The 21,797-nt window shown below is 57.5% G+C and carries 22 protein-coding genes and 3 tRNA genes; 5 read left to right on the top strand and 20 right to left on the bottom strand.

Annotation, left to right across the window (positions count from 1 at the left end; genetic code table 11):
• Nucleotides 1–50: 50 nt before the first annotated feature.
• The 3 genes from P4L78_RS06625 to P4L78_RS06615 form a co-directional block, all read right to left on the bottom strand.
• Nucleotides 51–124, bottom strand: a tRNA-Cys gene (locus tag P4L78_RS06625).
• 54 nt (nt 125–178) lie between these two features.
• Nucleotides 179–254, bottom strand: a tRNA-Gly gene (locus tag P4L78_RS06620).
• 45 nt (nt 255–299) lie between these two features.
• A tRNA-Gly gene (locus tag P4L78_RS06615) sits at nt 300–375 on the bottom strand.
• Between the two features lie 259 nt (nt 376–634).
• On the opposite strand from P4L78_RS06615, the gene nadA reads away from it, so the two are divergent.
• From nadA to P4L78_RS06600, 3 genes are all read left to right on the top strand, one after another.
• Nucleotides 635–1,552, top strand: a complete 918-nt coding sequence (gene nadA, locus P4L78_RS06610; RefSeq protein ID WP_283150462.1) for a quinolinate synthase NadA — start codon at nt 635–637, stop codon at nt 1,550–1,552.
• 66 nt (nt 1,553–1,618) lie between these two features.
• Nucleotides 1,619–2,677 (top strand): bifunctional nicotinamide-nucleotide adenylyltransferase/Nudix hydroxylase, encoded by a 1,059-nt coding sequence (locus P4L78_RS06605; RefSeq protein WP_283150461.1) that lies wholly within the window; start codon nt 1,619–1,621, stop codon nt 2,675–2,677.
• 70 nt (nt 2,678–2,747) lie between these two features.
• Nucleotides 2,748–3,023 (top strand): hypothetical protein, encoded by a 276-nt coding sequence (locus P4L78_RS06600; RefSeq protein ID WP_309327352.1) that lies wholly within the window; start codon nt 2,748–2,750, stop codon nt 3,021–3,023.
• Between the two features lie 124 nt (nt 3,024–3,147).
• On the opposite strand, the gene P4L78_RS06595 is transcribed toward P4L78_RS06600, so the two are convergent.
• The 13 genes from P4L78_RS06595 to P4L78_RS06535 all read right to left on the bottom strand — a co-directional run bounded on the left by P4L78_RS06595 (nt 3,148) and on the right by P4L78_RS06535 (nt 13,963).
• Nucleotides 3,148–3,618, bottom strand: coding sequence for a type II secretion system protein (locus P4L78_RS06595; RefSeq protein WP_283150460.1), 471 nt, complete (start codon nt 3,616–3,618; stop codon nt 3,148–3,150).
• Nucleotide 3,619: 1 nt separating this feature from the next.
• Complete coding sequence (locus P4L78_RS06590; protein ID WP_283150459.1) at nt 3,620–4,009, bottom strand: type II secretion system protein; 390 nt, start codon at nt 4,007–4,009, stop codon at nt 3,620–3,622.
• Nucleotides 4,010–4,012: 3 nt separating this feature from the next.
• Nucleotides 4,013–4,486, bottom strand: coding sequence for a type II secretion system protein (locus tag P4L78_RS06585; protein ID WP_283150458.1), 474 nt, complete (start codon nt 4,484–4,486; stop codon nt 4,013–4,015).
• Nucleotides 4,487–4,496: 10 nt separating this feature from the next.
• Nucleotides 4,497–6,479: a secretin N-terminal domain-containing protein gene (locus P4L78_RS06580; RefSeq protein WP_283150457.1), complete on the bottom strand. Its 1,983-nt coding sequence runs from the start codon at nt 6,477–6,479 to the stop codon at nt 4,497–4,499.
• A gap of 13 nt (nt 6,480–6,492) precedes the next feature.
• The gene (locus tag P4L78_RS06575; protein WP_283150456.1) at nt 6,493–7,083 is read right to left on the bottom strand and encodes a hypothetical protein; all 591 of its coding nucleotides are present in this window, start codon (nt 7,081–7,083) and stop codon (nt 6,493–6,495) included.
• On the bottom strand, nt 7,083–7,607 hold the full coding sequence (locus P4L78_RS06570) for a hypothetical protein (RefSeq protein WP_309327351.1): 525 nt from the start codon (nt 7,605–7,607) through the stop codon (nt 7,083–7,085). The genes P4L78_RS06575 and P4L78_RS06570 overlap by 1 nt, the downstream gene beginning before the upstream one ends.
• Nucleotides 7,604–8,131, bottom strand: coding sequence for a hypothetical protein (locus tag P4L78_RS06565; protein WP_283150454.1), 528 nt, complete (start codon nt 8,129–8,131; stop codon nt 7,604–7,606). The genes P4L78_RS06570 and P4L78_RS06565 overlap by 4 nt, the downstream gene beginning before the upstream one ends.
• Nucleotide 8,132: 1 nt before the next feature.
• Nucleotides 8,133–8,963, bottom strand: coding sequence for a hypothetical protein (locus P4L78_RS06560; protein WP_309327350.1), 831 nt, complete (start codon nt 8,961–8,963; stop codon nt 8,133–8,135).
• Complete coding sequence (locus P4L78_RS06555; RefSeq protein WP_309327349.1) at nt 8,944–10,602, bottom strand: GspE/PulE family protein; 1,659 nt, start codon at nt 10,600–10,602, stop codon at nt 8,944–8,946. Before P4L78_RS06555 ends, P4L78_RS06560 begins: the two co-directional genes overlap by 20 nt.
• Nucleotides 10,599–11,771, bottom strand: coding sequence for a type II secretion system F family protein (locus P4L78_RS06550; protein WP_283150451.1), 1,173 nt, complete (start codon nt 11,769–11,771; stop codon nt 10,599–10,601). The genes P4L78_RS06555 and P4L78_RS06550 overlap by 4 nt, the downstream gene beginning before the upstream one ends.
• Nucleotides 11,772–11,794: 23 nt before the next feature.
• The gene (gene gspG, locus P4L78_RS06545) at nt 11,795–12,220 is read right to left on the bottom strand and encodes a type II secretion system major pseudopilin GspG (protein ID WP_309327348.1); all 426 of its coding nucleotides are present in this window, start codon (nt 12,218–12,220) and stop codon (nt 11,795–11,797) included.
• 360 nt (nt 12,221–12,580) lie between these two features.
• Nucleotides 12,581–12,976 (bottom strand): nuclear transport factor 2 family protein, encoded by a 396-nt coding sequence (locus P4L78_RS06540; RefSeq protein ID WP_309327347.1) that lies wholly within the window; start codon nt 12,974–12,976, stop codon nt 12,581–12,583.
• A gap of 33 nt (nt 12,977–13,009) precedes the next feature.
• Nucleotides 13,010–13,963 (bottom strand): YafY family protein, encoded by a 954-nt coding sequence (locus tag P4L78_RS06535; RefSeq protein ID WP_309327346.1) that lies wholly within the window; start codon nt 13,961–13,963, stop codon nt 13,010–13,012.
• A 111-nt stretch (nt 13,964–14,074) separates the two neighbouring features.
• On the opposite strand from P4L78_RS06535, the gene P4L78_RS06530 reads away from it, so the two are divergent.
• The gene (locus tag P4L78_RS06530; RefSeq protein ID WP_309327345.1) at nt 14,075–14,764 is read left to right on the top strand and encodes a LysE family translocator; all 690 of its coding nucleotides are present in this window, start codon (nt 14,075–14,077) and stop codon (nt 14,762–14,764) included.
• Nucleotides 14,765–14,837: 73 nt separating this feature from the next.
• A complete protein-coding gene (locus tag P4L78_RS06525; RefSeq protein ID WP_309327344.1) occupies nt 14,838–16,274 on the top strand; it encodes a DEAD/DEAH box helicase in 1,437 nt (478 codons plus the stop codon).
• A gap of 76 nt (nt 16,275–16,350) precedes the next feature.
• On the opposite strand, the gene P4L78_RS06520 is transcribed toward P4L78_RS06525, so the two are convergent.
• The 4 genes from P4L78_RS06520 to P4L78_RS06505 form a co-directional block, all read right to left on the bottom strand.
• On the bottom strand, nt 16,351–17,097 hold the full coding sequence (locus P4L78_RS06520) for an SOS response-associated peptidase family protein (RefSeq protein WP_309327343.1): 747 nt from the start codon (nt 17,095–17,097) through the stop codon (nt 16,351–16,353).
• Entirely contained in the window at nt 17,098–17,934 is an 837-nt protein-coding gene (locus P4L78_RS06515) for an ABC transporter substrate-binding protein (protein WP_283150444.1), read from the bottom strand. It abuts the gene before it with no gap.
• A 103-nt stretch (nt 17,935–18,037) separates the two neighbouring features.
• The gene (locus P4L78_RS06510; RefSeq protein WP_309327342.1) at nt 18,038–19,351 is read right to left on the bottom strand and encodes a tetratricopeptide repeat protein; all 1,314 of its coding nucleotides are present in this window, start codon (nt 19,349–19,351) and stop codon (nt 18,038–18,040) included.
• A gap of 177 nt (nt 19,352–19,528) precedes the next feature.
• Nucleotides 19,529–20,917 carry a beta-1,3-glucanase family protein gene (locus P4L78_RS06505; RefSeq protein ID WP_309327341.1) on the bottom strand — a complete coding sequence of 463 codons (1,389 nt, stop codon included), beginning with the start codon at nt 20,915–20,917 and terminating at the stop codon, nt 19,529–19,531.
• Nucleotides 20,918–21,797 lie beyond the last annotated feature (880 nt).

Below are 21,797 nucleotides of genomic sequence, written 5' to 3'. Positions count from 1 at the left end.
AGAAAAACAAAAAGGCCACCCCGAAGGATGGCCTAAGTGTTTGATGTTACTGGAGGCGCGAGCCGGAGTCGAACCGACCTACACGGATTTGCAATCCGGTGCATAACCGCTTTGCTATCGCGCCAGAAACTTTTGTACAAAAAAGGGAAAGTCAGCGCTTTCCCTTTTTTCAAAATTCTGGAGCGGGAGAAGAGTCTCGAACTCTCGACCTCAACCTTGGCAAGGTTGCGCTCTACCAACTGAGCTACTCCCGCATGGAGTGGTGTTGCTTTACATCATTTGTTGCAGCCTGGATTCAGTGGAGCGGGAGAAGAGTCTCGAACTCTCGACCTCAACCTTGGCAAGGTTGCGCTCTACCAACTGAGCTACTCCCGCACTGTCGTGTGCTGCAACGAGGAGCGCATTATGGCTAAGCCAATTCGGGCTGTCAACACCCGCTTTGCCGAAAAACCGAAAAACGGTGCTTTTATCGTCACCTGTTTGTGCTAATCTGGTCGGTCTGGCGCGGTGCTGCGGGATTCGCAGCGCGGAAAAAGCGTCGTATTGGCAAGGACTTGCCGCAATTGAGGGCAAGGCAGTAACAACCATCATCCGTTTGCGGGAAAGCCCGCAACTTTTTACATGGAGGATCGCCATGTCACGTCGCGTCGTCACGCTCGCTCATTACTACACTGAGCCCCATATCCAGCAAATGGCCGATAAAGTCGGCGACAGCCTGGAATTATCCCTTTATGCCAAAGAATGCGAAGCCGACACCATTGTGTTTGCTGGCGTGCGCTTTATGGCTGAAACCGCCAAGATTCTGAACCCGCAGGCCGAAGTCATTCTGCCGGATCGCGGTTCAACCTGTTCTCTGGTGACGCAAACCGATGTCACCGCCCTCAAAGCATGGCGTGAGAGCTACCCAGATCACGTACATGTGTCGTACATCAATTCTTCTGCAGAACACAAAGCCTTGTCGGACTGGATTGTTACCAGCCGCAATGTCGATGACATCATTGCCCATCTGTATGCCGAGGGTAAGAAGGTCATCTTCTCGCCTGATCGCAATATGGGTGCGTATCTGAACTTTCAGTATGGCTACGACATGCCGCTGTGGTCTGCCGTGTGCGAAGTCCACGACAAGTTCAATCAGGCCGCGCTAGATGAAGCCTATGCCGCTGTCAGCACGGCCAAATACCTGATCGCCCACCCCGAAAGCCCGCTGCCCGTGCTGCAAAAGGCTGATTACGTCGGTTCGACCTCTGGCATGCTGAACTGGATCAAGTCTTATGCCAGCGAGCCGGATGCCACCATCTTCGTCGCAACCGAAGACGGCATCCTTTACAACATGCGCCAGGCGCGGCCTGATCTGACCATTGAGCAAGCGCCAATCTACGCCGGTTGCCAGTGTAATCAGTGCCCGTACATGAAGCTCAATACCACGCAAGCCGTGCAGCGTGCGCAGGCGGGCGAGGGTATTCGCATCGATTACCTGAGTGCCGAACAAATGGATGCAGCACGTCTGCCCATTGAACGCATGCTGGATTTCTCCAAACGCTATTATCAGTAATCAAAACAGGGCAAAAGGGCGTGTGTAACGCCCTTTTTCTTGTTGATGCATTCCGGAGCACAACGCATGCGTCATGACTATCTGGTTTTTATTGGCCGCTTTCAGCCGCTGCATCTGGGCCATATGAAGGTGATCGAGGCCGCCATGCAGCAGGCCGACAAGCTGATCATCATCTGTGGCTCGGCCCGCCAGGCGCTCAGCCCGCGCAACCCGTTCACGCTGGATCAACGTGAAGAGATGCTGCGCGCTGCATTGCCTGCCGAATGGCAAGACCGCGTGTTTCTGGTTGGCTGTTCGGACCGCATGTACAACGACCAGCAATGGGTGACGGAAGTCCAGAATCTGGTCGACAAAGTGATCGCGGTAGATACCGCCAACCTGGGCAGCCGCGAAGCGCAGTTCAAGATTGGCGTGATCGGCAGCCCGTCACGCCGCCATACCTGGTATCTGGATTTGTTCCCGCAATGGGAGCGCATTGAGGTCGCAGATGAGCCAGATATCGATGCCTCGCATCTGCGCCAATATCTACTGTGCGATGGCGGCGCGCATTTTGCGCAATCTGCCGCCAAGGTGCCATCCGCTGTTTACCAATGGCTGGATGGCTTTCGCAGTAGTGAAACCTGGCAAACGCTGGCCACGGAATACCGCTTTCTGCTGGATTTTCGCAAAGCATGGTCAGTCGCGCCGTATCCGCCCACGTTTGTAACGGTGGATGCCGTGGTGATCCACTCGGGCCACATCTTGCTGGTTCGTCGCCGTAACTTGCCTGGGCGTGGCTTGTGGGCACTGCCAGGCGGGTTTGTCGATCAGGATGAGCCGATTCGTGATGCGGCGATTCGTGAATTGCGCGAAGAAACCCGTTTAAAGGTGCCCGCGCCGGTGTTGGCGGGGTCTATCCGCTCAAGCCGGGTATTTGACCACCCGCACCGCAGCTTGCGCGGCCGCACCATTACGCACGCGTTTCTGATTGAATTGACGCCGACGGGCGATGGTTTGCCCAAGGTCCGCGGCGGGGATGATGCGGATCGGGCGCAGTGGGTGCCGCTGTTTGAATTCAGCCGCATGGAAACGCAGCTGTTTGAGGACCATTTTTATATCGTGAACTGGTTTTTGGGGCAGATTTGAGCGGCGGGGATGTTGCTATATTTCGAACCTGTTTGCGGCCAATGGGCGTGGAAATTTATAGAGGGGCTAAATGAAGCAAATTTTATGTAGCTGCTTGCTATTAGGCGCATGCGCCGCAAACTCGGGGGTTGTGCCAATGGGCCAAGAGAGTTTCATGGTTTCGCGGCAAGCGGCAACGGGATTTTCAGGATCGGGGACGTTGAAGGCGGATGCTTTGCGTGAGGCGAATGACTTTTGCTCGCATCAAAATGAGTCAATGCAAATCGTCAATGTAGTCGAAGCCCAGCCTCCGTATATCTTCGGCAATTTTCCGAAAGCAGAAATACAGTTCAAGTGTCAGAAGTGAGACTGGTGCTGATAAGCCCCGTATCGCCATGCATCAGCGGGTAATCCGCCTTTGAGTTTGTCCATACCCCCTCCCGGATTGCTACGCGAATCCGGGCTACGGCAATCCTGGGTACTAGTCAGCCTCACCGCCGCACCATCCCCCCGCTCGGCCATTGCACAAATTTCCAGTCCTGATAACTGTTCTTGTTGGCAAACGTGGCGTAGCTGGCAGGGAAGTTGTCTTGTTTGAGCGGTTTGTCGGTGGATTTGCTGTACACGCCCATAAAGCCGCCACCGGGTGCGGCGATGTACAGCCAGTCTTCGCCGGTGATCGGGTCTTTATAGGCTTTGCGTAGAAAGCGGCGAGGGAAGGGGACACGTGGGTCTTGCACCAGTTCATCCAGACTCTTGGGGAACTGCACACTCTGGCCATTACCCTGCGCCAGAAAGCCAGCCAGCGCCCGCCCGATTTCATCGCCCTCGATCATCAATTCTTGTTCTTTCAGGCGGCGGATACGGGTTTGCCAGACGTCGGCGACTTCGGCCAGATAAATGCCGGTAATCAGCACCATCATCAGCGCCCAGGCGTAGGCAAAGCCCCGTTGCCGCCGCACGTTACCAGTCCCTGTAGGACGAACCGTCGTGGGCGGTGCCGTCGGCGCCGCTTTTGACGTCGTAGACGCCGGTGCCGTTTTCCGGGGCGATGATGACCCATGTTTCACGGCTGCCGGAAACTGGGTCCAGTGGCACCTCGCGCAGATATTTGCGGGTGACCAGTTCATCCAGGTTTTCGGGGTAGTGGCCCGTGTCGGCGTCAAACTTGTCGATGGCATCACGCATGGCCACCAGGTTGTGGCGCAGTACTACTTCGGTTGCGCGGTCAGTTTGCTGAAAATAACGCGGCACTACCAACGTGAGCAGGCTGGCCATGATCGCCAGTACCACCAGCAATTCAATCAGCGTAAAACCACGATGCAAACGACGAAGGGCGACAAGAATCAACATGAGTTACCACTGCCGGTACGGCTGGCCATTGACGCCCACCGCTTCAGATAAAGAATAAACGTCATACACGTCCTTGCCTTCTTCGGGCGAATCGGGCGGACTGGCGTAGCTGCGTTTGCCCCAGGTTTCGTCATTGCTGCGACTGGCGCAATCACAAAATGGATCACGCGGAATACGCCGCAGAAAATACATTTTGTGCCCGGCCGGGTCTTTCAGGTCTTTCACCCCGTCCACCAGAATGCCCAGCGTCGGCGGGTAACCGGTTTCTTCAATCGACTTGTTGATGCGGCCATCATCCACGGCTTGTTTATAGGCATCGATGGCGCTGCGTATTTGCCATAAATCGCGGCGTAACTCTTCCTCGCGGCTGCGCTGGGCGGCGATTTGTGTCAGCGGCAACGCCACCGTGGCCAGCACGGCCAGAATGGTGAGCGTCACCATCAATTCGATCAGCGTAAAGCCGCTGTGTTGCTTCATGATGCGTTCGTCAGCGCCGCAAACCCGTCCCGCTACGTGCCGGGACTGGAGTAATGGCGGGTTGCACTTGCTGTTGCGGCACTGGCTGTGGTGCCGGTACGCCGGGCAGTTGCGCCGGTGCGGGGGCCGTTGTCGCTGCCGGAGGAGCGGGCGGCGGTGGCGGCGCCGGGATGCTGCCATCAACCGAGTTGTTGATGTTCACCGTGGATTTACTGCGCAACAGCAGTGGCTCAGTGGTCAGCTGGCCATCGGTGCCGCTATCAAAGGTGGTGATGTAAGAGCTGGGCAGTGGCAGATTGCGCACGATATGCGGGGTAATCAGCAGCACCAGTTCGGTCTTGTTTTTCTGGGTGGATTTGGTACCAAAAATGCGATCCAGTACCGGCAGTTCGCCCAAGCCTGGAATCGCATTGCCGCTGGTTTGATCGTTGCGCTGCAAGAGGCCGCCCAGCACCTGGGTTTCGTTATCACGCGAGGCCATCACCGTTTCCGCGTGGCGCGTGCCGATCTGGTACACCGTCAGCCCGGTCTGTGTGGTGATGGTGTTGGCCACATTGGAGACTTCCAGCGTTACTTTCATGCTGATATCGCCATCAATCGAGATGGTCGGCTCCACATTCAGCGTCAGACCCACGTCCTGGTAGTTCACGTTCTCACTGGTCACTCCGTTGGAGGTGGTATTGGTAATCACCGGCAAACGGTCACCAATCAGGATTTTGGCTTTTTCCTTGTTTTTTACCCGGATATTGGGCGAGGCCAGTACGTTGGTGATGCCCTTGTTGTGCTGCAGATTGGCGGTAATGGTGGGTTGGCCAAAATTGATCAGCGCATTGCCGCGATTAAACCCAGCCAGGTCTTGCAGCGTCAAAGTGCCGTTGTAGCTATTGGTGCTGGTGCCCACGGTGGCGCTGATCGAGTTGGGGTACTGAATGCCCAGGTTGAGCAAATCAGTGCTGGTGACTTCCAGAATCTGCGCGCTGATATCCACTTCTGACTGCGGCAGGTCAATCGCCGCGATCAGGCGTTCGGCCACTTCAATGGCTTCGGGCGTGTCGCGCATGACGATCATGTTCAGCCGGTCATCAATATAGATGTCGCGGGTTTTGGTCATCTGCTTGAGCATGGCCAGCACTTGTTTGGGGTCGGCGTTGCCCACATAGAACGTGCGCATCACCAGGTCTTTGTAGTCGCGGTCTTTATCCGGGCGCTTCGGGTAGATCAGGATGGTGTTGTCGTTGAGGATCTTTTTATCGAGCTGATTGGTGGTCAGCAGCAGGTTGATCACGTCCTGGACGGTAGTGTCACGGGCAAAAATGGTGGTTTTCAGATTCGGTGGGACGTCGCGGTCAAAAATGAAGTTGACCTTGCCGATGCGCGAAATAATATCGAACACGCTGGTCAGTGATTGATCGCGAAACTGCAGCGAAATCGGGCTGCGCAAGGCGGCGGCCAGATTGGGTTTGAGCGTGGCATTGCGGGTGATCTTGCTCTGGATTTCATCCTTCAAACGCACCGCCTGGATATTGCGGGGATTATCCGCCAGCACTTGTTCCACCACGACCAGCGCGTTGTCCGGTTGTTCATTCTTGATGGTTTGTGCGTACTTGAGCATGGAAGCATGGCGTATATCATCCTGAATCACGCGCATTGCTTCTTTGGCAATGGCGTTGCCCGGGTCCCACTGCAAGGCGTGCTGGAAGGCGGCGACTGCATTGGCACCATCGCCAGCCGCCCGCGCTGATTCGCCCTGGCGCACCAGGTTCTGCACATAAATCTGCCGCTGACGCTCATACGTGGCGCGCACCTGCAGGTCGTCCGGATTGGCCTTGAGCTGATCCTGCAGATATTGCAGACCCTGTTCCGGATCACCCTGCAGCATCATCTGGCGCCCGGTCTCCGGCGCGGAAGGCGGCATGCAACCGGCCAGCAAGGCGGGCAGCAAAGCAGCAAGGAGCCGATGTCGCAGGCGGTTTTTCAAGTGATTCATCATCATGTGTTTGCGCCGGTCAAGGCGCTCCTCCGACGGGAAGCGTCTGCGGTTCATTCAGCGGCAGATAAGTCAGCGACACTGCATCGCGGGTGACTTTATCCACTCGGTAGATACCTAGCAGCACTTCTCCTTGTTGTACTCGTCCCAGCGCGTCACAGCGCGTGCACAGAACATATTGTTGTCCAGCAACCTCAATCACCACCTGATCGCCTTGTGGATCATGCCAGGTGGCCACGACGCGCATGGGCAGCGGCGGTGCCACCGGCTTGGGCGTTGGCGTGGGTTTGGGTGTCGGAGTGGGCGGTGGTGGCAGTGGTTGCCAGTTTTGCCGTGGAAACAGATCAACAAATGCGGCGGCCGAAGCCGCGGAGGCCTTGGATGCGCCCGATGCCAGTTTGCCAGCCACAACGCTGGCGGGCGCACTTGCGGCCTGGGCGTTACTGTCAGCAGCTTCGCTGGCGATTTGCGCAATGCGCGCCGGGCGGGCGCGGGTTTGCAGGCGCGAGCCATCCGCCTGGTCGGCATCGGCCTGACGGCCTTGCCACCAGGTATAACCAGTCAGCAGCAGGGTAACAGCGAGCACAATCTGCAGCGGGCGCGACAACATCAACGCACCTCCGTCAGATAGCTCAACTGCAATTGCATGAACAACATGTCTTCATCAATGCGCCCGCGCGTCAGAATCAGGGTTTCCACGCGTACGCCGGGCTGCGCCTGCAGGTCTTCAACCAGTCCACGGATATCTACATAACGGCCTTGCGCCGGAAACTGCACGCCGTAGCGCACCAGATGTCCGTCGGCTTCGGCGGAGGATTTGTAGTCACTTTGCGAAATGGCAATGTGATGCTTGTCGCCCCACAGGCTGACGTTGCGCAAGAACTCGGTAAAAGTGTTGGGTGTTTTCAGCGGCGGCAGCCCGGCTACGGTCGATGCGGCAATGGCGTTGCTTTTGAGACGTCGCGCCATGTCTTGCACATCCGCTTCACGCCGGTCCAGATCACGATTGAACGGCACCACGGTCTGCCGGTAAATCAGCACGCCGGCCACAATCAAACCCAGCCCAACCCAGCCGAGCAGCCCGGCGTATTTGGGCCATTGGCGCAAAGTCCAGATGATTTGCGCTTGCTTCATGGGCGCGGCTCCCGCCACAACACTTCCAGCGCCGACTGAGTAGGCTTGAACGGATCGGTAATCTTGGTGCCCTGATGCGCCAGCGTCACTTTGCTCACGGCGGGGTTGCGCGTCAGCGTATCGACCAGCAGCAGCGAGTCATTGAGCGTGCGCGATTCCAGCTCCAGTTTGACGTCGCGATCGGACGTGTTGATCTCGAGCTTGGTATACGCGAGATTGGGCTGCCAGGTTTTTTCCAGCAAATTGAGCGCAAACAGCGGGCTGATCAGCTGGTTGCGGCGAATCGTGGCGATCTTGTCATTGGCTGGCGTTTCTTTACGAGCCGCTTGCTGTGCTTGTTCCTGCTTCTTTTTCAGCCACGCCACCTGGTCTTCGCGCTCGGCAATCTGGTCGCGGCGTTGCTTGGCAATATCTTGCTGAGTCATCGCCCACAACAGCACCACCACGCCAATAGTGGTCAGCGCCAGGCCCAGCCACGGTGTGTTGGACGGTTTGCGATGAAAATCGAGTTGAACTGGCTGCATGTCAGATCTGCCCGGCCACAAGTTGCCCTGGCTGCGGTTCGCGCCAGTCGGCCGGATAAGCAAAACGCGCATGCACGCCGCCCAGCCATTGCAGGCTGAAGTCGGTGGCTTGCAGGCCAGATAACTGGATGTCCGACGACACCACGTAAACCTGTTTAGGCATGAAATCAGAGACCAGCATGGCGGCATCGCGCACCAGCGCGGCAATGTCTTCGCCTTGCGGGCGCGGCACCAAGGCAAACGGCAGGGTGATGGCACTGCGCCAGCCAGAGCGCCAGAACACACAGGTGGCGTGTTCCGCTTCAATCAGCACCAGCACAAACTCTTTGCCCTTCAATTGCTTGTGATGACGATTGATGGCGGTGGTGAGCAAGGGCTCGCAATGCGTCAGGCGCAGTTTCTGAGTGCGTGCCAGTTCGACCAGGGTCTGATACAAACCTTGATCCAGCGCTGCTGCCAGGCGCGGTCTGCCATAGGGCCCCGGTGCTACCTGCACTCGCCAGGTTTCGGTGCCGACATCGTATTGCTGGCTTAGCAACACGCGGGCATACCCTTGCCAGTCGGCATCGCGCTTGAGGTTGTCTTGCCACGGCAGCACGGTGTAGCGCACCCACGGCGCACCGATCATCAACTGCAAGGTATCAACGCCGATGCGCCCACGCGGACGTTCAGCCAGCAATTGCTGCAGCCGCATGACCACGTTGTCGGTCGTCAATTGCTCAAGGGCAACCTGACGCCGTTTGGGCAGCTCTTTGCTCCACATCGGGCTGCTGGCCAGCAACAAATGGCGCCGGGAAAACCACGCGTGATGGTTAATCCACAAATGTGACACGGTTCACCTCCTGCAATGTGGTTTCCCCGCGTGCCACCACGGCCATGGCCGCTTTACGCATGCTGATAAAGCCCAGACCGGACGCCAGTAGTTTGATTTCCACCGCCGGAGCACGGCTGGCGATGGCTTGTTTGAGTTCGTCGTTCAGCCGCAAGACTTCGGCAATGGCTTTGCGCCCCAGGTAACCGGTGCCGCGACAAGCCTGGCAGCCCGTGCCTTTACGGAAACGCCAGGCGGCGGTTTGATCACGCGTTACGCCGGAAGTCGCCAGCAGTTCGTCATCGGGGTTGTCGTCGGTCATGCAGTGCGGGCAAATCTTGCGGATCAGCCGCTGTGCGACCACGCCAATCAGCGCATCGACAAAGCTGTTGGGTTCCACGCCCATGTGCATGAAACGGTCCAGCACCGAGAACACGTTGTTGGCGTGGACGGATGTGAGCACCAGGTGACCGGTCAGCGCGGCCTGCACCGCAATGTTGGCGGTTTCGCCATCACGGATTTCGCCGACCAGAATCTTGTCCGGGTCGTGCCGCAAAATCGAGCGCAAGCCGCGGGCAAAGCTGAGGCCTTTTTTGTCATTCACCGGAATCTGCAAAATACCCTGCAACTGGTATTCCACCGGGTCTTCAATGGTGATGATTTTTTCTTCGCCGCTATTAATCTCGGACAGCGTGGCGTACAGCGTGGTCGATTTGCCCGAACCGGTTGGCCCGGTCACCAGCAACAAGCCGTACGGTTCGGTGGCCAGACTGCGGATATTGGCCATGGTGGTGTCATCAAACCCCAGGATGTCCAGCCGCAGGGTTTTGAAGGCGTCGCCCGTGTTTTGTTTGTCCAGAATCCGCAGTACTGCGTCTTCGCCAAAAATCGACGGCATGATTGACACACGAAAATCCACGTCGCGCCCGTTCATGATCACTTTGAAGCGACCATCTTGTGGAATGCGCCGCTCGGAGATATCCAGTTCGGCCAGTACCTTGATGCGCGAGATCACCTGCTCGGCGGTTTCCACACCGTTGGCACCGCCGATATGCAACAGCACACCGTCGATGCGGTATTTGATCGCCAGCCCGCTGACGGTGCTTTCCATATGGATGTCCGAGGCTTTGGCTTTCAGTGCATCGTACAAGGTGGAGTTGACCAATTTGACGACCGGATTGGTGTCATGCGCCAAGGTCGCCAGCGAGATTTCCGGCACGCCCGCGTGACCGTTTTCGCTGTCCGAACCGGTGGCCAACTGGTCCATGGCGCGGTGCGAGGTCTCGAAGCTTTCCAGGTAAGTGCGCACATCATCGTAATGCGCGAGTACCGTGATAAACGGCAGCGCCACACGTTGTTGCACCCAGTTGCGGGTGACGCGATCAAACGGATCGCCCAAGACCAGCCGCAAGGTGCCGTCGACATCTTCGGCCATCAGGCATTGGTGGCCGACCGCGTCGCCATACGGCAGCAAGTCATAACGTGGAAACTGCGCTGACAAGTCCTCACGGCCCAGCGCGGGCAGACCCAGAAAGCGGCTGATTTCCTGGCGATAACCGTCGTTATCCAGCCCCAGGGTTTGTTGCAGCAACAGCGGCAAACCGGCGTCACTGGCGTTCTGGCGCAAATGGGCAATCAGCTCAAGATTCAGGGCGGTCATTGCATGCTCCCTGCGAGCTGGAAGATCGGCATATAGAGCAAGAACACGATGGAGCCGATCATTACGCCAATCAGCAACATCAAAATGGGTTCAAACAAGCGGGTAAACATCTCGATGGCCCGATCCAGTTCTTCATCACAGAACTGCGCCGCGCGTTCGCTCATGGTCGCCAGCTCGCCACTTTGCTCGCCCACGCGCAACAAGCGTTCGGCCACTGGCGTGGTCAGGCCGTAACGGGGCAGGGTGGAAGAAAGCGACTGGCCGGATTTGATATCGACAATGGCTTGGGTGAGTGCCAGGCGCATCGGCGTGGGCAGCAACTGCGCCGCCAGTTCCATCGCGGCCACCAGCGACACCCCGCCCGACAACAACAAGCCCACAGTGCGATAAAAGCGGGTGAGAGAAAACAAGCGGCGATAGTCATTCATGCGTGGCAAGCGCCAGAACGTTTCGGCCAGTGCTGCTTTCACCGCCGGGGTCCGCAATAACACCACCGCCAGGATGATCGTGCCGATGATCCCGCCAAACAGCACTTCACCGTGCTGGTGCACCAGCTCACCCCACCACAGCAATACTTCGGCGGCGAACGGCAGGTTTTTCATGCTGGCGTAAATCTGGCTGAATTTGGGGATCACATAAAACAGCAAAAACAGCATGATGCCGCCGCCGATGGTGATGATCACCATCGGGTAAATCAGCGCCGAGATAATCTTTTTCTTGACCGCCGCCAGCCGCGATTCGTAATGGTGATAACGCTTGAGCGCGTTGGCCAGGTGGCCGGTTTTTTCGGCAGAACCCACAGTGGCGATATACAGCGGCGGAAAGTGTTCCGGCATCTGGCCCAGCACTTTGGAAAAGGTCTGCCCCTGGTACAGGCCATCAATCATGATGCCCAGCACTACGCGGTTGCCGTCGGCGGCGCTTTTTTCCTTGAGAGTTTCAATGGCTTCGACCAGCGTTAAGCCGGCTTCGAGTAGTGCAATCAATTCCTGGGTGAACAACGACAGCGCAAAGTCACTTTTGCGCAAAGTGAGCCGTTGCACGGGACGTGCCGAAACCAGAGCCGACCCCTGCGCCGCGAGCCGCTCTTTCAGCTCGGCTTCGTTGGCAGCGTCCAGCTCCAGTTCCTGCAGATTACCGGCAGAAAGGGCAGTCACCTTGTAGCGCATGGCGCGGGGCCGTCGCTGATCAGTTATTGAAAGTAGGAAATGTCGGCGTCCTCATCCGAGCCGCCAGCCTTGCCGTCGGCGCCGTAGGAGATGAGGTCAAAGTCGTGGCCGTTTTCACCTGGGCGGCGATAGACGTATGGGTGATCCCACGGATCGTTGGGCACGTCCTTGGTCAGATACGGCCCTTGCCACTTGGCTTCGTCGTTGGGCTTGCTGTTGAGCGAGACCAGACCCTGTTCGGTGGTGGGGTAGTGACCCACATCCAGACGATAATGATCCAGCGCATCGGCGATCGATTTCATCTGGCTGGCAGCGGTTTTGATCTTGGCTTTACCCACTTCGCCAAACAGCTTGGGGCCGACATAGCCGGCCAGCAGGGCGATGATCAACAACACGACCAGCAATTCGAGCAGCGTAAAGCCGCCTTGACGCTTACGACGATATTGCATTGCTTGTATCTCTACTTTTGTTTTTACCTTCGTCGGTCACGCCTTTTTGTTCTGGCGTAACTCCATCCTCGAATCGCATCGTATACGGCACTTTTCACACCGGCAAGCGAGGGATACGACGGGAGAGGGAAGGTGTGCGAAATGAATCGGTATTGTTCGATAAACCCACAGCAGGCTGACAGCCAGCAAACAGAATCTACAACGGTTGCACAAAAAATGGTCAGAAAATCAGATGTTTGTCGGCTACAGGCAACAACTTGCGTGAGGTTTTGCAGATTGTCTGAAAATACCCGCCGTTGAACCGGTGAGGCCGTCCGCTCATACGCATTGCACCTCGATGTGTTGCTGTTGATCCGCGGGTTATGGCAATGGCGTGCCCTGATGAAACACCATTTGCCAGCGATCCCGCGTGAGTCGCCAGACGGAGCTACGCAAAGAGTCGGCGGCGGGGCGCTGGGCTGTGGCGACTCTGTGTGCATGGTAAGTGACCAGCGCCACACTGTCGGCCAGCAGGTTCAGTTTGAAATCGCTGATCTGCCGTGTGGAAAACGCTTCGCCTGCCAGCGCGCTGATAACGGCAGGTTTGGTCCAGACCGTGCCCGCCACGCCTAACTCAAAGTAGTCATCGGCCAGCAACTGATCCAGCGCCTGAGCATCCGCCCGCACCGCCTGGGCGTGCAGTTGACGTTCCTTTGCCAGCAAATGTGCGGCCAGATCAGCGTTGGAATTCCCGGGTGATTGCGTAGGGTTGGGCATGGTGCGATTTTTGCGAAAAGATAGACCTGCTGATCATAGAACCCGTAATTGCGCAGCGCCAAGCTTGTGCGCCAACGCATGCAGTTCAGCCAGTAGTTCGGGCGGCGAGATCACTGCAAACGGGAACGGCAATTGCGCCAGCTGGCGCGCCATCCAGTCCAGCGTGGTGACCTGGCTACGCAATCGCACGCCGTCGGTTGTCGCTTCCAGCACGCCCAGTTCGGCATAGATTTCGTGGCGGGCCTGGTCCAGCGTGGTCTGCAGTAACACTTCAACGGTATGGCTGCGCGGCATGACGGCCACGGATTGGGTCAGATATCCCAAAATATCAAAGCCGGTCGGGCGCAGAAAACTGGCCGGGATCGCATGCACACTCACAATGCGATCCAGCCGGAACGAGCGCAAACCGGCGCGTAGATGACAATGGCCAACCGCATACCAACGCCCGGCGCGGTAAGCCAGCCCGTAGGGATCAAAGTCGCGCTCGGTTTCCGCGTTCTCGGCGCGGTAGTGCAGATGAACCCGTTGTTGTGACTGAGCGGCGGCACTGAGGGTGAGTAGTGCGTCGTTATCGTGAGCGGGCGGGGCCTGGGATAAATCCAGCGTCACGGTTTCTGCCACCGCTCGCAGGCGCCGCTTCAAGGTGCTGGGCAGTACTCGCTCCAGCTTGGCTTGTGCGCTGCTCACGGCGGGTGCGGCTTCGGCCAGCCCCAGACTACGCGCCGCCAGCAGTCCCAGCGATACCGCCAGCGCTTCTTCGTTGGTGAACATCATTGGCGGCAGCTTGAAGCCGTGCATCAAGCGATACCCACCATCGCGCCCGCGTTCGGCGGTGACGGGAATACCCATCTCCTCTAGCTGGGCGATGTAGCGTCGCAGCGTGCGGGTATCTATTTCCAGCTGGCGGGCCAGTTCACTACCGCTGACCAATCCCTGGGTCTGCAGCATTTCCAGCAACGCCAGCAAGCGATGTGTCGGATTAGCCATTTATGCATATTACATTTTAATCAGGGCGGTTTATGTCCTGATTGGCTCTTACAGTGGCCTTGCGGCAAACGGACCGCACCGGATCAGAAAGCGTGCTGAGGAGCGACAAACATGGGCGACACTGCAAATTTGTGGGTTTATTTTCTGCTGGTTTTTGGCGTGATTGCCTTACCCGGCATGGATATGGCGTATGTCATGGGCAGTGCCATGACCAGCGGCCGTCGCGCTGGTCTGGCAGCGGTAGCGGGCATTGTGGTCGGCGGCGTTTGCCATATGGTGATGAGCACCACTGGCATCAGCCTGGTGCTGCAATTGTTGCCGGGCGCTTTCACGCTGATGTTGATCGCCGGAGTCGCTTATATGATCTGGATCGGCTGGTCGCTGATACGCTCAGCCAGCGTGGCTGTGGAGGTTTCGGTCCAGCACGCCCGCACCCCGGTGGCGAGTTTCAAGCGTGCAGTGCTAACCAGTTTGCTCAATCCCAAGGCTTATCTGTTCATGCTGGCGGTATTTCCACAGTTTATCCGTGCCCAGGCCGGGTTGATCTGGGCGCAGGCCTCGGTGCTGAGTGCCATTACCGCTGCCACGCAGACCAGCGTTTATGGCGGGCTGGCGCTGCTGGCGGCGCAAGTCCCGTCCTGGCTGGCGGCGCATCCACACGCCAATCGTATCGTCGCCCGGCTGGTGGGCGGGTTGCTGATTGTGGTGGCGCTGTGGGCGCTCTGGCGCGGCATGCCGGTAGTGCATCTGCCGCCGGTATATGTGTCGGTGGCGTTCACACTGAATTTGTTTAACAGCTAATCGCCGGAAAACGGCCAGTTGTGGCCGTGAAGCTTTAAACTTGCAACCTTGCCTTCATTGCCGGACCTGACCGATGTCGTTTGCTGCCCTGGGTTTGATCGACCCGCTCCTGCGCGCGCTGGAAACCCTCAAGTATCAAACTCCTACGCCAGTGCAGGCGCAGGCTATTCCCGCTGTGCTGGCAGGGCGCGACCTGATGGCCGCCGCGCAGACTGGCACTGGTAAAACCGCTGGTTTTGCTTTGCCGCTGTTGCAGCGCCTGGCCCAGGAAACCACGCCGGTTGCCAGTAATTCTGTGCGGGTGCTGGTGCTGGTACCCACGCGGGAACTCGCCGAACAAGTGCACCAGAGTTTCAAGGATTACGGCGCTCACCTGCGGCTGCGTACGCTGGTGGCTTATGGCGGCGTGAGCATCAATCCGCAAATGATGGCGCTGCGCAAAGGCGTGGATGTATTGGTTGCCACGCCGGGGCGTTTGCTTGATTTGTTTGGCCATAACGCGGTCAAGCTGAATCAGGTGCAAACGCTGGTGCTGGATGAGGCCGACCGCATGCTGGATCTGGGCTTTGCCCGCGAGCTTGATAGTGTGTTTCGCGCGTTGCCACAGCGGCGGCAGACATTGTTGTTCTCGGCCACGTTTTCAGACGAAATCCGCCAGATGGCCAGTAGCATCCTGCACGACCCGGTCAGCGTGTCGGTGAGCCCGGCGAACTCCACCGTGCAAAAGATCAAGCAGTGGGTGGTGCCGGTCGACAAGAAACGCAAAACCGAATTGTTTACCCACTTGCTGCAAAAGAAGCGCTGGAAGCAGGCGCTGGTGTTCGTCAAAACGCGCAAAGGTGTCGATCAGTTAGTGGATACGCTCAGTGGTATGGGTTTCAGCGTGGATTCAATCCATGGTGATAAACCGCAACCCGCCCGTCTGCGTGCGCTGGATCGCTTCAAAGCGGGTGAAGTGAACATGCTGGTCGCCACCGATGTTGCCGCACGCGGCCTGGATATTGATGATTTGCCGCTGGTGGTGAATGTTGATCTGCCCATCGTGGCGCAAGACTACGTGCACCGGATTGGCCGCACAGGCCGCGCCGGGGCGACTGGCGAAGCAGTGTCGCTGGTGTGCGCGGACGAAGTGCAAATCCTCGCGGCGATAGAAGCGCTGACCCGGCAGACTTTGCAACGGGTGGAAGAACCCGGTTTCGAGCCCGAACATCGGGTGCCACAGACGGATGCTTCGGGCCAGATACTGAAAAAACCGAAGAAACCCAAAAAGCCGAAGGTGCCAGGGCAAGCTAAGCCAGCGGTTGGTGGCAAGCCGGGGAATGCTGCTGCGCCAGCGGGGAACGTCTTGCGCAAAAAGCCACGGCCACCGGCTAAACCTGGCGTTGCCCAACCGGCGGGCGCAAAGCCCGCTACCGGGAAGCCAGTCGGGGCGAAACCGGCTGACAATCGGCCTGCGAGCAACCGTCCCAGTGGACCCAAGCCAGCAGGCAAACGCTCCCGTCAGCCGTAACGGGTGTCTGGGTGGTGCTACCCAACTGCGCTGCCCAGCCAGGAAACGTTAGCCGCCGGGCAGATTCACTGTTGCTCTAAAACAATGGCTGATTCTGCGCCGCAGCCGACTTGGGCCGCCCGGGCAAGGGCATCGGCTTGGCAATCATTGCTTCGGTGGGGTAGAGCGTCAGAAAACTGCGCGCCAGCTCCGGGTCTTTGCACTGCAACCAGGCGTCGTACTCACGCTCGGGCACGATCACCAGCGAGCGTTTCTCGTCGCCAGGCTTATGCATGCGCCGCATCAGTGGATGCGCGTCGGCGTTGATGGTGATCTGGGTGAACGAATAACTCACGCCTTCATCGGGTTCACGCCACGCCCGCAGCAAACCGGCCACCGCAAATGGCTCGTCGCTGGCCATGCCAATCTGCCAACGCTCGGCTTTACCGGATTCATAACACGGTTCAAAGAAGCCAGTCATCGGCACCAGGCACAATTGCCCGCGCAGCCACGGCTGGCGATAACTGCGTGTTTCACCCAGTGTTTCCGCCCGCGCATTCATGGTGCTGTAACGCACGCCATCGGGCATGCGGCGCCTGGGGATCATGCCGTAATTACCCACCAGCACACGGCGCTGTTGTTCAACGGCGACCAGGATCGGCGCTTGATAGTCCTGCCACGCCTCTTGCGGCCAGTCGTGCTCAATGGCGTTGTCGGCTTCGAAATACTCGACCAGTTGTTTGGGCTGCGGGGGAGTGTAGTTAACGCACATGGCGTGTCCGGTTTCTGCAATGACCAGCGATGCCAAAGTTAAACAGACGCCGCCCGCAATGGCAACGGCCAATCAATTACCCAGTTCGTGTTCCACATAAGCCGCCCAATCAAACTTGGGACCGGGGAAGTCCAGTCCGTTGGCAAGGCTCAATTCACGGACTCGGCCACTGTTGATGGCGTCGTTCATGGCGCGGTCAAACTGGCTGGCGAGCGCAGTACCGCGCCATTTACCGGACATGGCGAAGTAACCGGCAGAGAACTGGATCGGCGGATCGAGTGGTATGACAGCGCTGGCATAAGGCGGTCTGCTTATCAGAGGGGCGAAGTTGCGTTCATTGCCTGCCAACAGGCTGATGCGGCCGGTGAGCAGCAGGCGCAAGGCCTGGTCGGTTGAATCCACTTCGACCAGACTCAACATGGCCCGAAAAGCGTCGAAATGATCTCCCAGCGACCAGCCCCGCACGATGGCAATCGATTGCCCTTTCAACGCGGATAACTGGCCGTTCCAGAGTTGAGGTGTCTGTTTCAACGCGAAAAACAGCGCACGGTCTAGATAAAACGGGCGGCTCAGATAATACATATCGAGCAACCGCGCCCGCGTGCGATAGGGGCCAATCAGAATATCGGCCTCGTTGTGCGCCACCATGGCTTGCGCCCTTTTCCAGGGCAGCAATTCCACATTGCAATGAAAACCGCTTTTGTCGCCCAATTCATTGAGCAAGGTAATTGCCAGACCTCTTGGGCCTTGCGGGGTCGATTCCGTCAGGCTGGTAAATTCTGTGCCAACACAGCGCAATTCGGTGACGGCAATGGTGTGGGCGGCAATGCCGGACAGCAGCAGGCAGATCATTGCCCGTGCCAGCCAATGACGAGTCGATACGTGAAGTGGCCACCGTGGCTGGTTCATGAAGTGGGGTATCTATGCATGATGAATCAGCATATCACGGCCAAGCCAACGTCATAATGACGGAGCCCCAACTGAACAAGCCGGGCTTGTTTCTGGCCTGAGATCAGGCGTTGGCTGGCCGTTGAGTGCTAATGAATTCGCCAATGATTGGATAACCAGATTCGTTCCTGATTTGCACTTCGGCCACATGTTCAATGGTAAAGCCGGTTTGAGTCAGCAACGCCATCAGATCATCATGGCGATGGCTATATCTGCCACTGGTATTCAATTGCCAGGCCTGTTCGGCGGCGGCAGGCGATTTCTCTGTGCTGAATAACAGTCTGCCGCCCGGTTTGAGTTGGCGATAAATCAGCGTTAATAGCTTATCCAGGCGGCCAATATAGATAAACGTATCCATGCAGGATATGAGATCGAACTGCTCGTGGCAGTCCTGCAGATAGCTGGCGATATCGGCTTTGTGTAGTCGGGAATAACAGGCCCTGGCAGTGGCTTGCTCCAGCATGGCCTGGCTCAGGTCGATGCCGATCAGCTTGTGGGTATAGGGCTGAATGACTTCACCAATCAACCCGGTGCCGCAACCCAGATCGAGCGCAGCCAATTGCCCGGCCGGTAGCGCCAGGCTGGACAGGTAATCCTGCACCAGTTGCGGACCGCAATATTTCAGACGGCCAAGGATAATGTCAAAACTGCGGGCAAAGCCGTTGAAGGTGGCTTCAACATAGGCGCTGCTGCATTGTGCTGGCGCCGCCTCAGCCTTATAAGCCGCCAGTAAATGCAGGGCTTCAGCGTTGCCCGGGTCGGCTTGTAGCCAGTTTTCAAATACGGCCAGCGCGTCGTCGGTGCGCCCGAGCGCGTGGTATGCCTGACTCAGCAGGATGCGCGATTTGCTTTGCTTCGGGGCCGCAACCACGCCGCGATAATTAAACTGGCGCGCTTCGTCATAACGTTGCCGCTTCAGGCATAGGGCGGACAGCAAATACCACGCGTCCGGGTAATCTGGATTAATGCGCGTGGCGCCGGTGTAACACTGTTCGGCACGCACATCGTCATGATCGGCTTCAAACGCGGTGCCCAGATTGGTCCAGTAAAAATACTGATACGGGTCTAGCGCAATCGCGTTGGTAAATGCCTCAATGGCGGCGGCAGGCTGTGCTTGCCGGGCCAGCACAATGCCCAGGTTGAAATGCCATTCGGCGTGCGTATCATCCAGCGCCAAGGCTTGCGTGAGTTGCGCAAATGCTTCGGGCAAGCGATCGGTTTGCTGCAACAAAAAGCCCAGGTAATGCCTGGCCTGGGCTTGATCTGGCGTACTGGCCAGAATGTCGCGGTAGAGTATTTCCGCCCCAGCCAGGTCGCCGTCGATATGCTGGCGCATTGCGCTGGCCAACAGTGTCTGAATACTCGCCCCTTCGGTCATTGCGGCGCTGCCTTTTTCCCAAGTTATGGAGCCCACTCATCCAGATTGGCTGAGTGGACCTGTGTGTTGCCGCATCATGCCGCGTGTTCCAACTGATAGCCAGTGGCTGTTGGATGAGTAAGTGGCTTGTCCGGGATAGCAGCGTTGGATCGGGCTGAACGCACACGACCGGCGTGATTACCAGCCCACAGCCACAATCAAATGGGTCGGGTTGTTGCAGCCGATGTCGGAAGAATGACTGCCCACATCGTCATAAGAAAACCCGTAGGCCAGGCCGCCGATGCCGTGCTCATGCCAGAACCGCGCGTAGTAATTGGCCGGTGCTGCCGGGTAGAACGCGCTTTGCGGCACGGTGCTCCAGAACTTCGGGTTTACCAGCGTGCCGTCGGCTTTGAAGGTGCCGGGTTTTTCAGCCACGTGCCGTTCCACCGCAGCGATCAGGTCGGGGCGGGAGCCATCGGCAAAGCGTAAAAACGGCGTTGGCTTGGGCACGATGCTCGGGTCAATCCCGTTGGCGGCCCAGACTTGATCGATATACGCGTTGTAATACGCCGCATTGGCGCCAGTGGCGGCGAAGTTGTTGGCCGCACCCGGTTCCACAATTCGGTACGGCGCAAATTGTGTGCCGGTGGCTTGAAACTCTGTGGGGACATCTGCCAGATATTTCTGGAATGTCACGCTTCGATCTTCCAGGAACGTCCCGTAATCCTCGCCGCGTGCCACGTCGGTGCCATCTGCGCACTGTAGCCGGATCGCCAGCTTCAGCCCAAAGGCATCCACCCGCGTGGTGTCGCCGTTGAAGTTCCACGGCTGGCTGCTGTTGCTGCGGCCCAGATTGAATTCGATGAAATCGTAATAACTGCTGGCGCCGGTGGTGGCTGCGGCCTGGTTGGGCGCAATAAAGAAATACATGCGCGCGGAGTTGATGCCCGGCATGTCGTAGACAGGGTTGTCGGCAATCGAATGGAACTCGCTCACCGGCGTATTTGCCGCCGAGGTGCCGGATATCTTCCAGAAAATCTGGCTATCCGGCACTTTGCCATTGGTCTGGTTCACAAACGAAACCGTCATCACCTGCGTGGCTACTGGCAAAGCGGCCGGGTTGCCCCAGAAACTGGCCGGTGGCGAGCCATCGGCATTGGCGTTCAACGCAAGTGTGGCAGCCGTCGAAGCAGTGGTGCCGCTGCCATTAGATACCGCCACAGCGTAGCTGGCACCCGCATCCGTGCTGGCTGCGGCCGGAGTAAAGTAATTGGGCGTGGTCGCGCCGGTGATCGCCATCCCGTTTTTGTACCACTGAAACGCTGTGGCGCCAGGCGCAGTGACAAAGAAGAAACCTTGCTGTCCCACTGACACCTTCTGATTGGCAGGCTGGGTGGTAATGGCCGGCCCGTTTGCTGTGGTGGTCAATGGCAATGGCGGGGCATTGCCAACCGGCACGGCAGGGTTGGCTACGGCAGAAGAATTGCCGCTACCACCACCGCCGCCGCAAGCGGATAACAAGGCAATTGCGACAGCCAGCGCAGCTAAAGGCGCAGCACGTTTTACTGCTTGAGGATTCAACATGGTCTATTGCCTTTGAGCGTGCGCGGGATAACGCGAAGAAACAAACAGGGAAGGGTGTTGGTGCGGTGGGCGGATTATGGCACTGACATATCGGGTTACATGGCGCGTTTATCGGGCCTGTCTAGCCACATGTCTGCAGTGGCGTTTTGTCATCAGCGATGGCATGACGGCGAATCTCAGGTGTACTACCTATTATGAAACCGTTTTCATATAAATCAGACGGTTCTGACGTACATTGATAATTACTGGAAAGCTTATTGGCCTACCTCTTGTCAGTAAAAATCATCCGAACAGGGGGTTGGTAAATTTGTTTTTGCCAGTTACTGGCCTAGAATCACCAAATTGTTGCATTTGTACCTGTGCATTGCACAAAAAGTGGGCGGTTACCGGAAACGAGCTTCGTCAGGTAAGAACGGGTCATCTGGTTTTACATACGCGTTATTTTGAAATCGATTTCATTAATTGATTTTGAGATGGACCGACGCTTGTTTCAGTTAATACGAGTACTTGTGCGAGTTGTTGGTTGTTAGAAGAAATAAAAAAGTATTTCCGAAATGAAATCAATTTCATTGGTAAAGCAACTGAAATTGAATCACTGCAACGCCTCCCGCGCCTGATCTGAAGGGCCGAAGCGAGGCGGCAGTGGCAAAAACAGGGCCAGCTCACTGAGCCCATAAAACGATACAAAAGGTTGTTTCAAATCTGCCAGTCATACGCAGCAACGCGCCTGCAGCCATCCGCTGCAAGCGTGCGGGTGCGTCATGGCTTTTGTGCTGCGAGCGCCGCTGCCTGATCCAGGCATGGGCGCTGTTATGTCATGCGCTGACCACACCGGTTGGCGCGTACCAGTTTGTGCGTCTTTTTGAAGCAACCTGTATCA

Source organism: Silvimonas sp. (genome assembly GCF_031291215.1).
Taxonomy (GTDB): Bacteria; Pseudomonadota; Gammaproteobacteria; order Burkholderiales; family Chitinibacteraceae; genus Silvimonas; species Silvimonas soli.
Note: the sequence above shows the minus strand (reverse complement) of the source record. Positions and strands in the feature narration are given on the sequence as shown.

Bases quoted from the DNA above. Each gene is read 5' to 3' on its own strand.
- nadA (WP_283150462.1), top strand. From the start codon at position 635: ATGTCACGTCGCGTCGTCACGCTCGCTCATTACTACACTGAGCCCCAT.
- P4L78_RS06605 (WP_283150461.1), top strand. From the start codon at position 1,619: ATGCGTCATGACTATCTGGTTTTTATTGGCCGCTTTCAGCCGCTGCAT.
- P4L78_RS06600 (WP_309327352.1), top strand. From the start codon at position 2,748: ATGAAGCAAATTTTATGTAGCTGCTTGCTATTAGGCGCATGCGCCGCA.
- P4L78_RS06590 (WP_283150459.1), bottom strand. From the start codon at position 4,009: ATGTTGATTCTTGTCGCCCTTCGTCGTTTGCATCGTGGTTTTACGCTG.
- P4L78_RS06585 (WP_283150458.1), bottom strand. From the start codon at position 4,486: ATGAAGCAACACAGCGGCTTTACGCTGATCGAATTGATGGTGACGCTC.
- P4L78_RS06580 (WP_283150457.1), bottom strand. From the start codon at position 6,479: ATGATGATGAATCACTTGAAAAACCGCCTGCGACATCGGCTCCTTGCT.
- P4L78_RS06575 (WP_283150456.1), bottom strand. From the start codon at position 7,083: ATGTTGTCGCGCCCGCTGCAGATTGTGCTCGCTGTTACCCTGCTGCTG.
- P4L78_RS06570 (WP_309327351.1), bottom strand. From the start codon at position 7,607: ATGAAGCAAGCGCAAATCATCTGGACTTTGCGCCAATGGCCCAAATAC.
- P4L78_RS06565 (WP_283150454.1), bottom strand. From the start codon at position 8,131: ATGCAGCCAGTTCAACTCGATTTTCATCGCAAACCGTCCAACACACCG.
- P4L78_RS06555 (WP_309327349.1), bottom strand. From the start codon at position 10,602: ATGACCGCCCTGAATCTTGAGCTGATTGCCCATTTGCGCCAGAACGCC.
- P4L78_RS06550 (WP_283150451.1), bottom strand. From the start codon at position 11,771: ATGCGCTACAAGGTGACTGCCCTTTCTGCCGGTAATCTGCAGGAACTG.
- gspG (WP_309327348.1), bottom strand. From the start codon at position 12,220: ATGCAATATCGTCGTAAGCGTCAAGGCGGCTTTACGCTGCTCGAATTG.
- P4L78_RS06540 (WP_309327347.1), bottom strand. From the start codon at position 12,976: ATGCCCAACCCTACGCAATCACCCGGGAATTCCAACGCTGATCTGGCC.
- P4L78_RS06535 (WP_309327346.1), bottom strand. From the start codon at position 13,963: ATGGCTAATCCGACACATCGCTTGCTGGCGTTGCTGGAAATGCTGCAG.
- P4L78_RS06530 (WP_309327345.1), top strand. From the start codon at position 14,075: ATGGGCGACACTGCAAATTTGTGGGTTTATTTTCTGCTGGTTTTTGGC.
- P4L78_RS06525 (WP_309327344.1), top strand. From the start codon at position 14,838: ATGTCGTTTGCTGCCCTGGGTTTGATCGACCCGCTCCTGCGCGCGCTG.
- P4L78_RS06515 (WP_283150444.1), bottom strand. From the start codon at position 17,934: ATGAACCAGCCACGGTGGCCACTTCACGTATCGACTCGTCATTGGCTG.
- P4L78_RS06510 (WP_309327342.1), bottom strand. From the start codon at position 19,351: ATGACCGAAGGGGCGAGTATTCAGACACTGTTGGCCAGCGCAATGCGC.
- P4L78_RS06505 (WP_309327341.1), bottom strand. From the start codon at position 20,917: ATGTTGAATCCTCAAGCAGTAAAACGTGCTGCGCCTTTAGCTGCGCTG.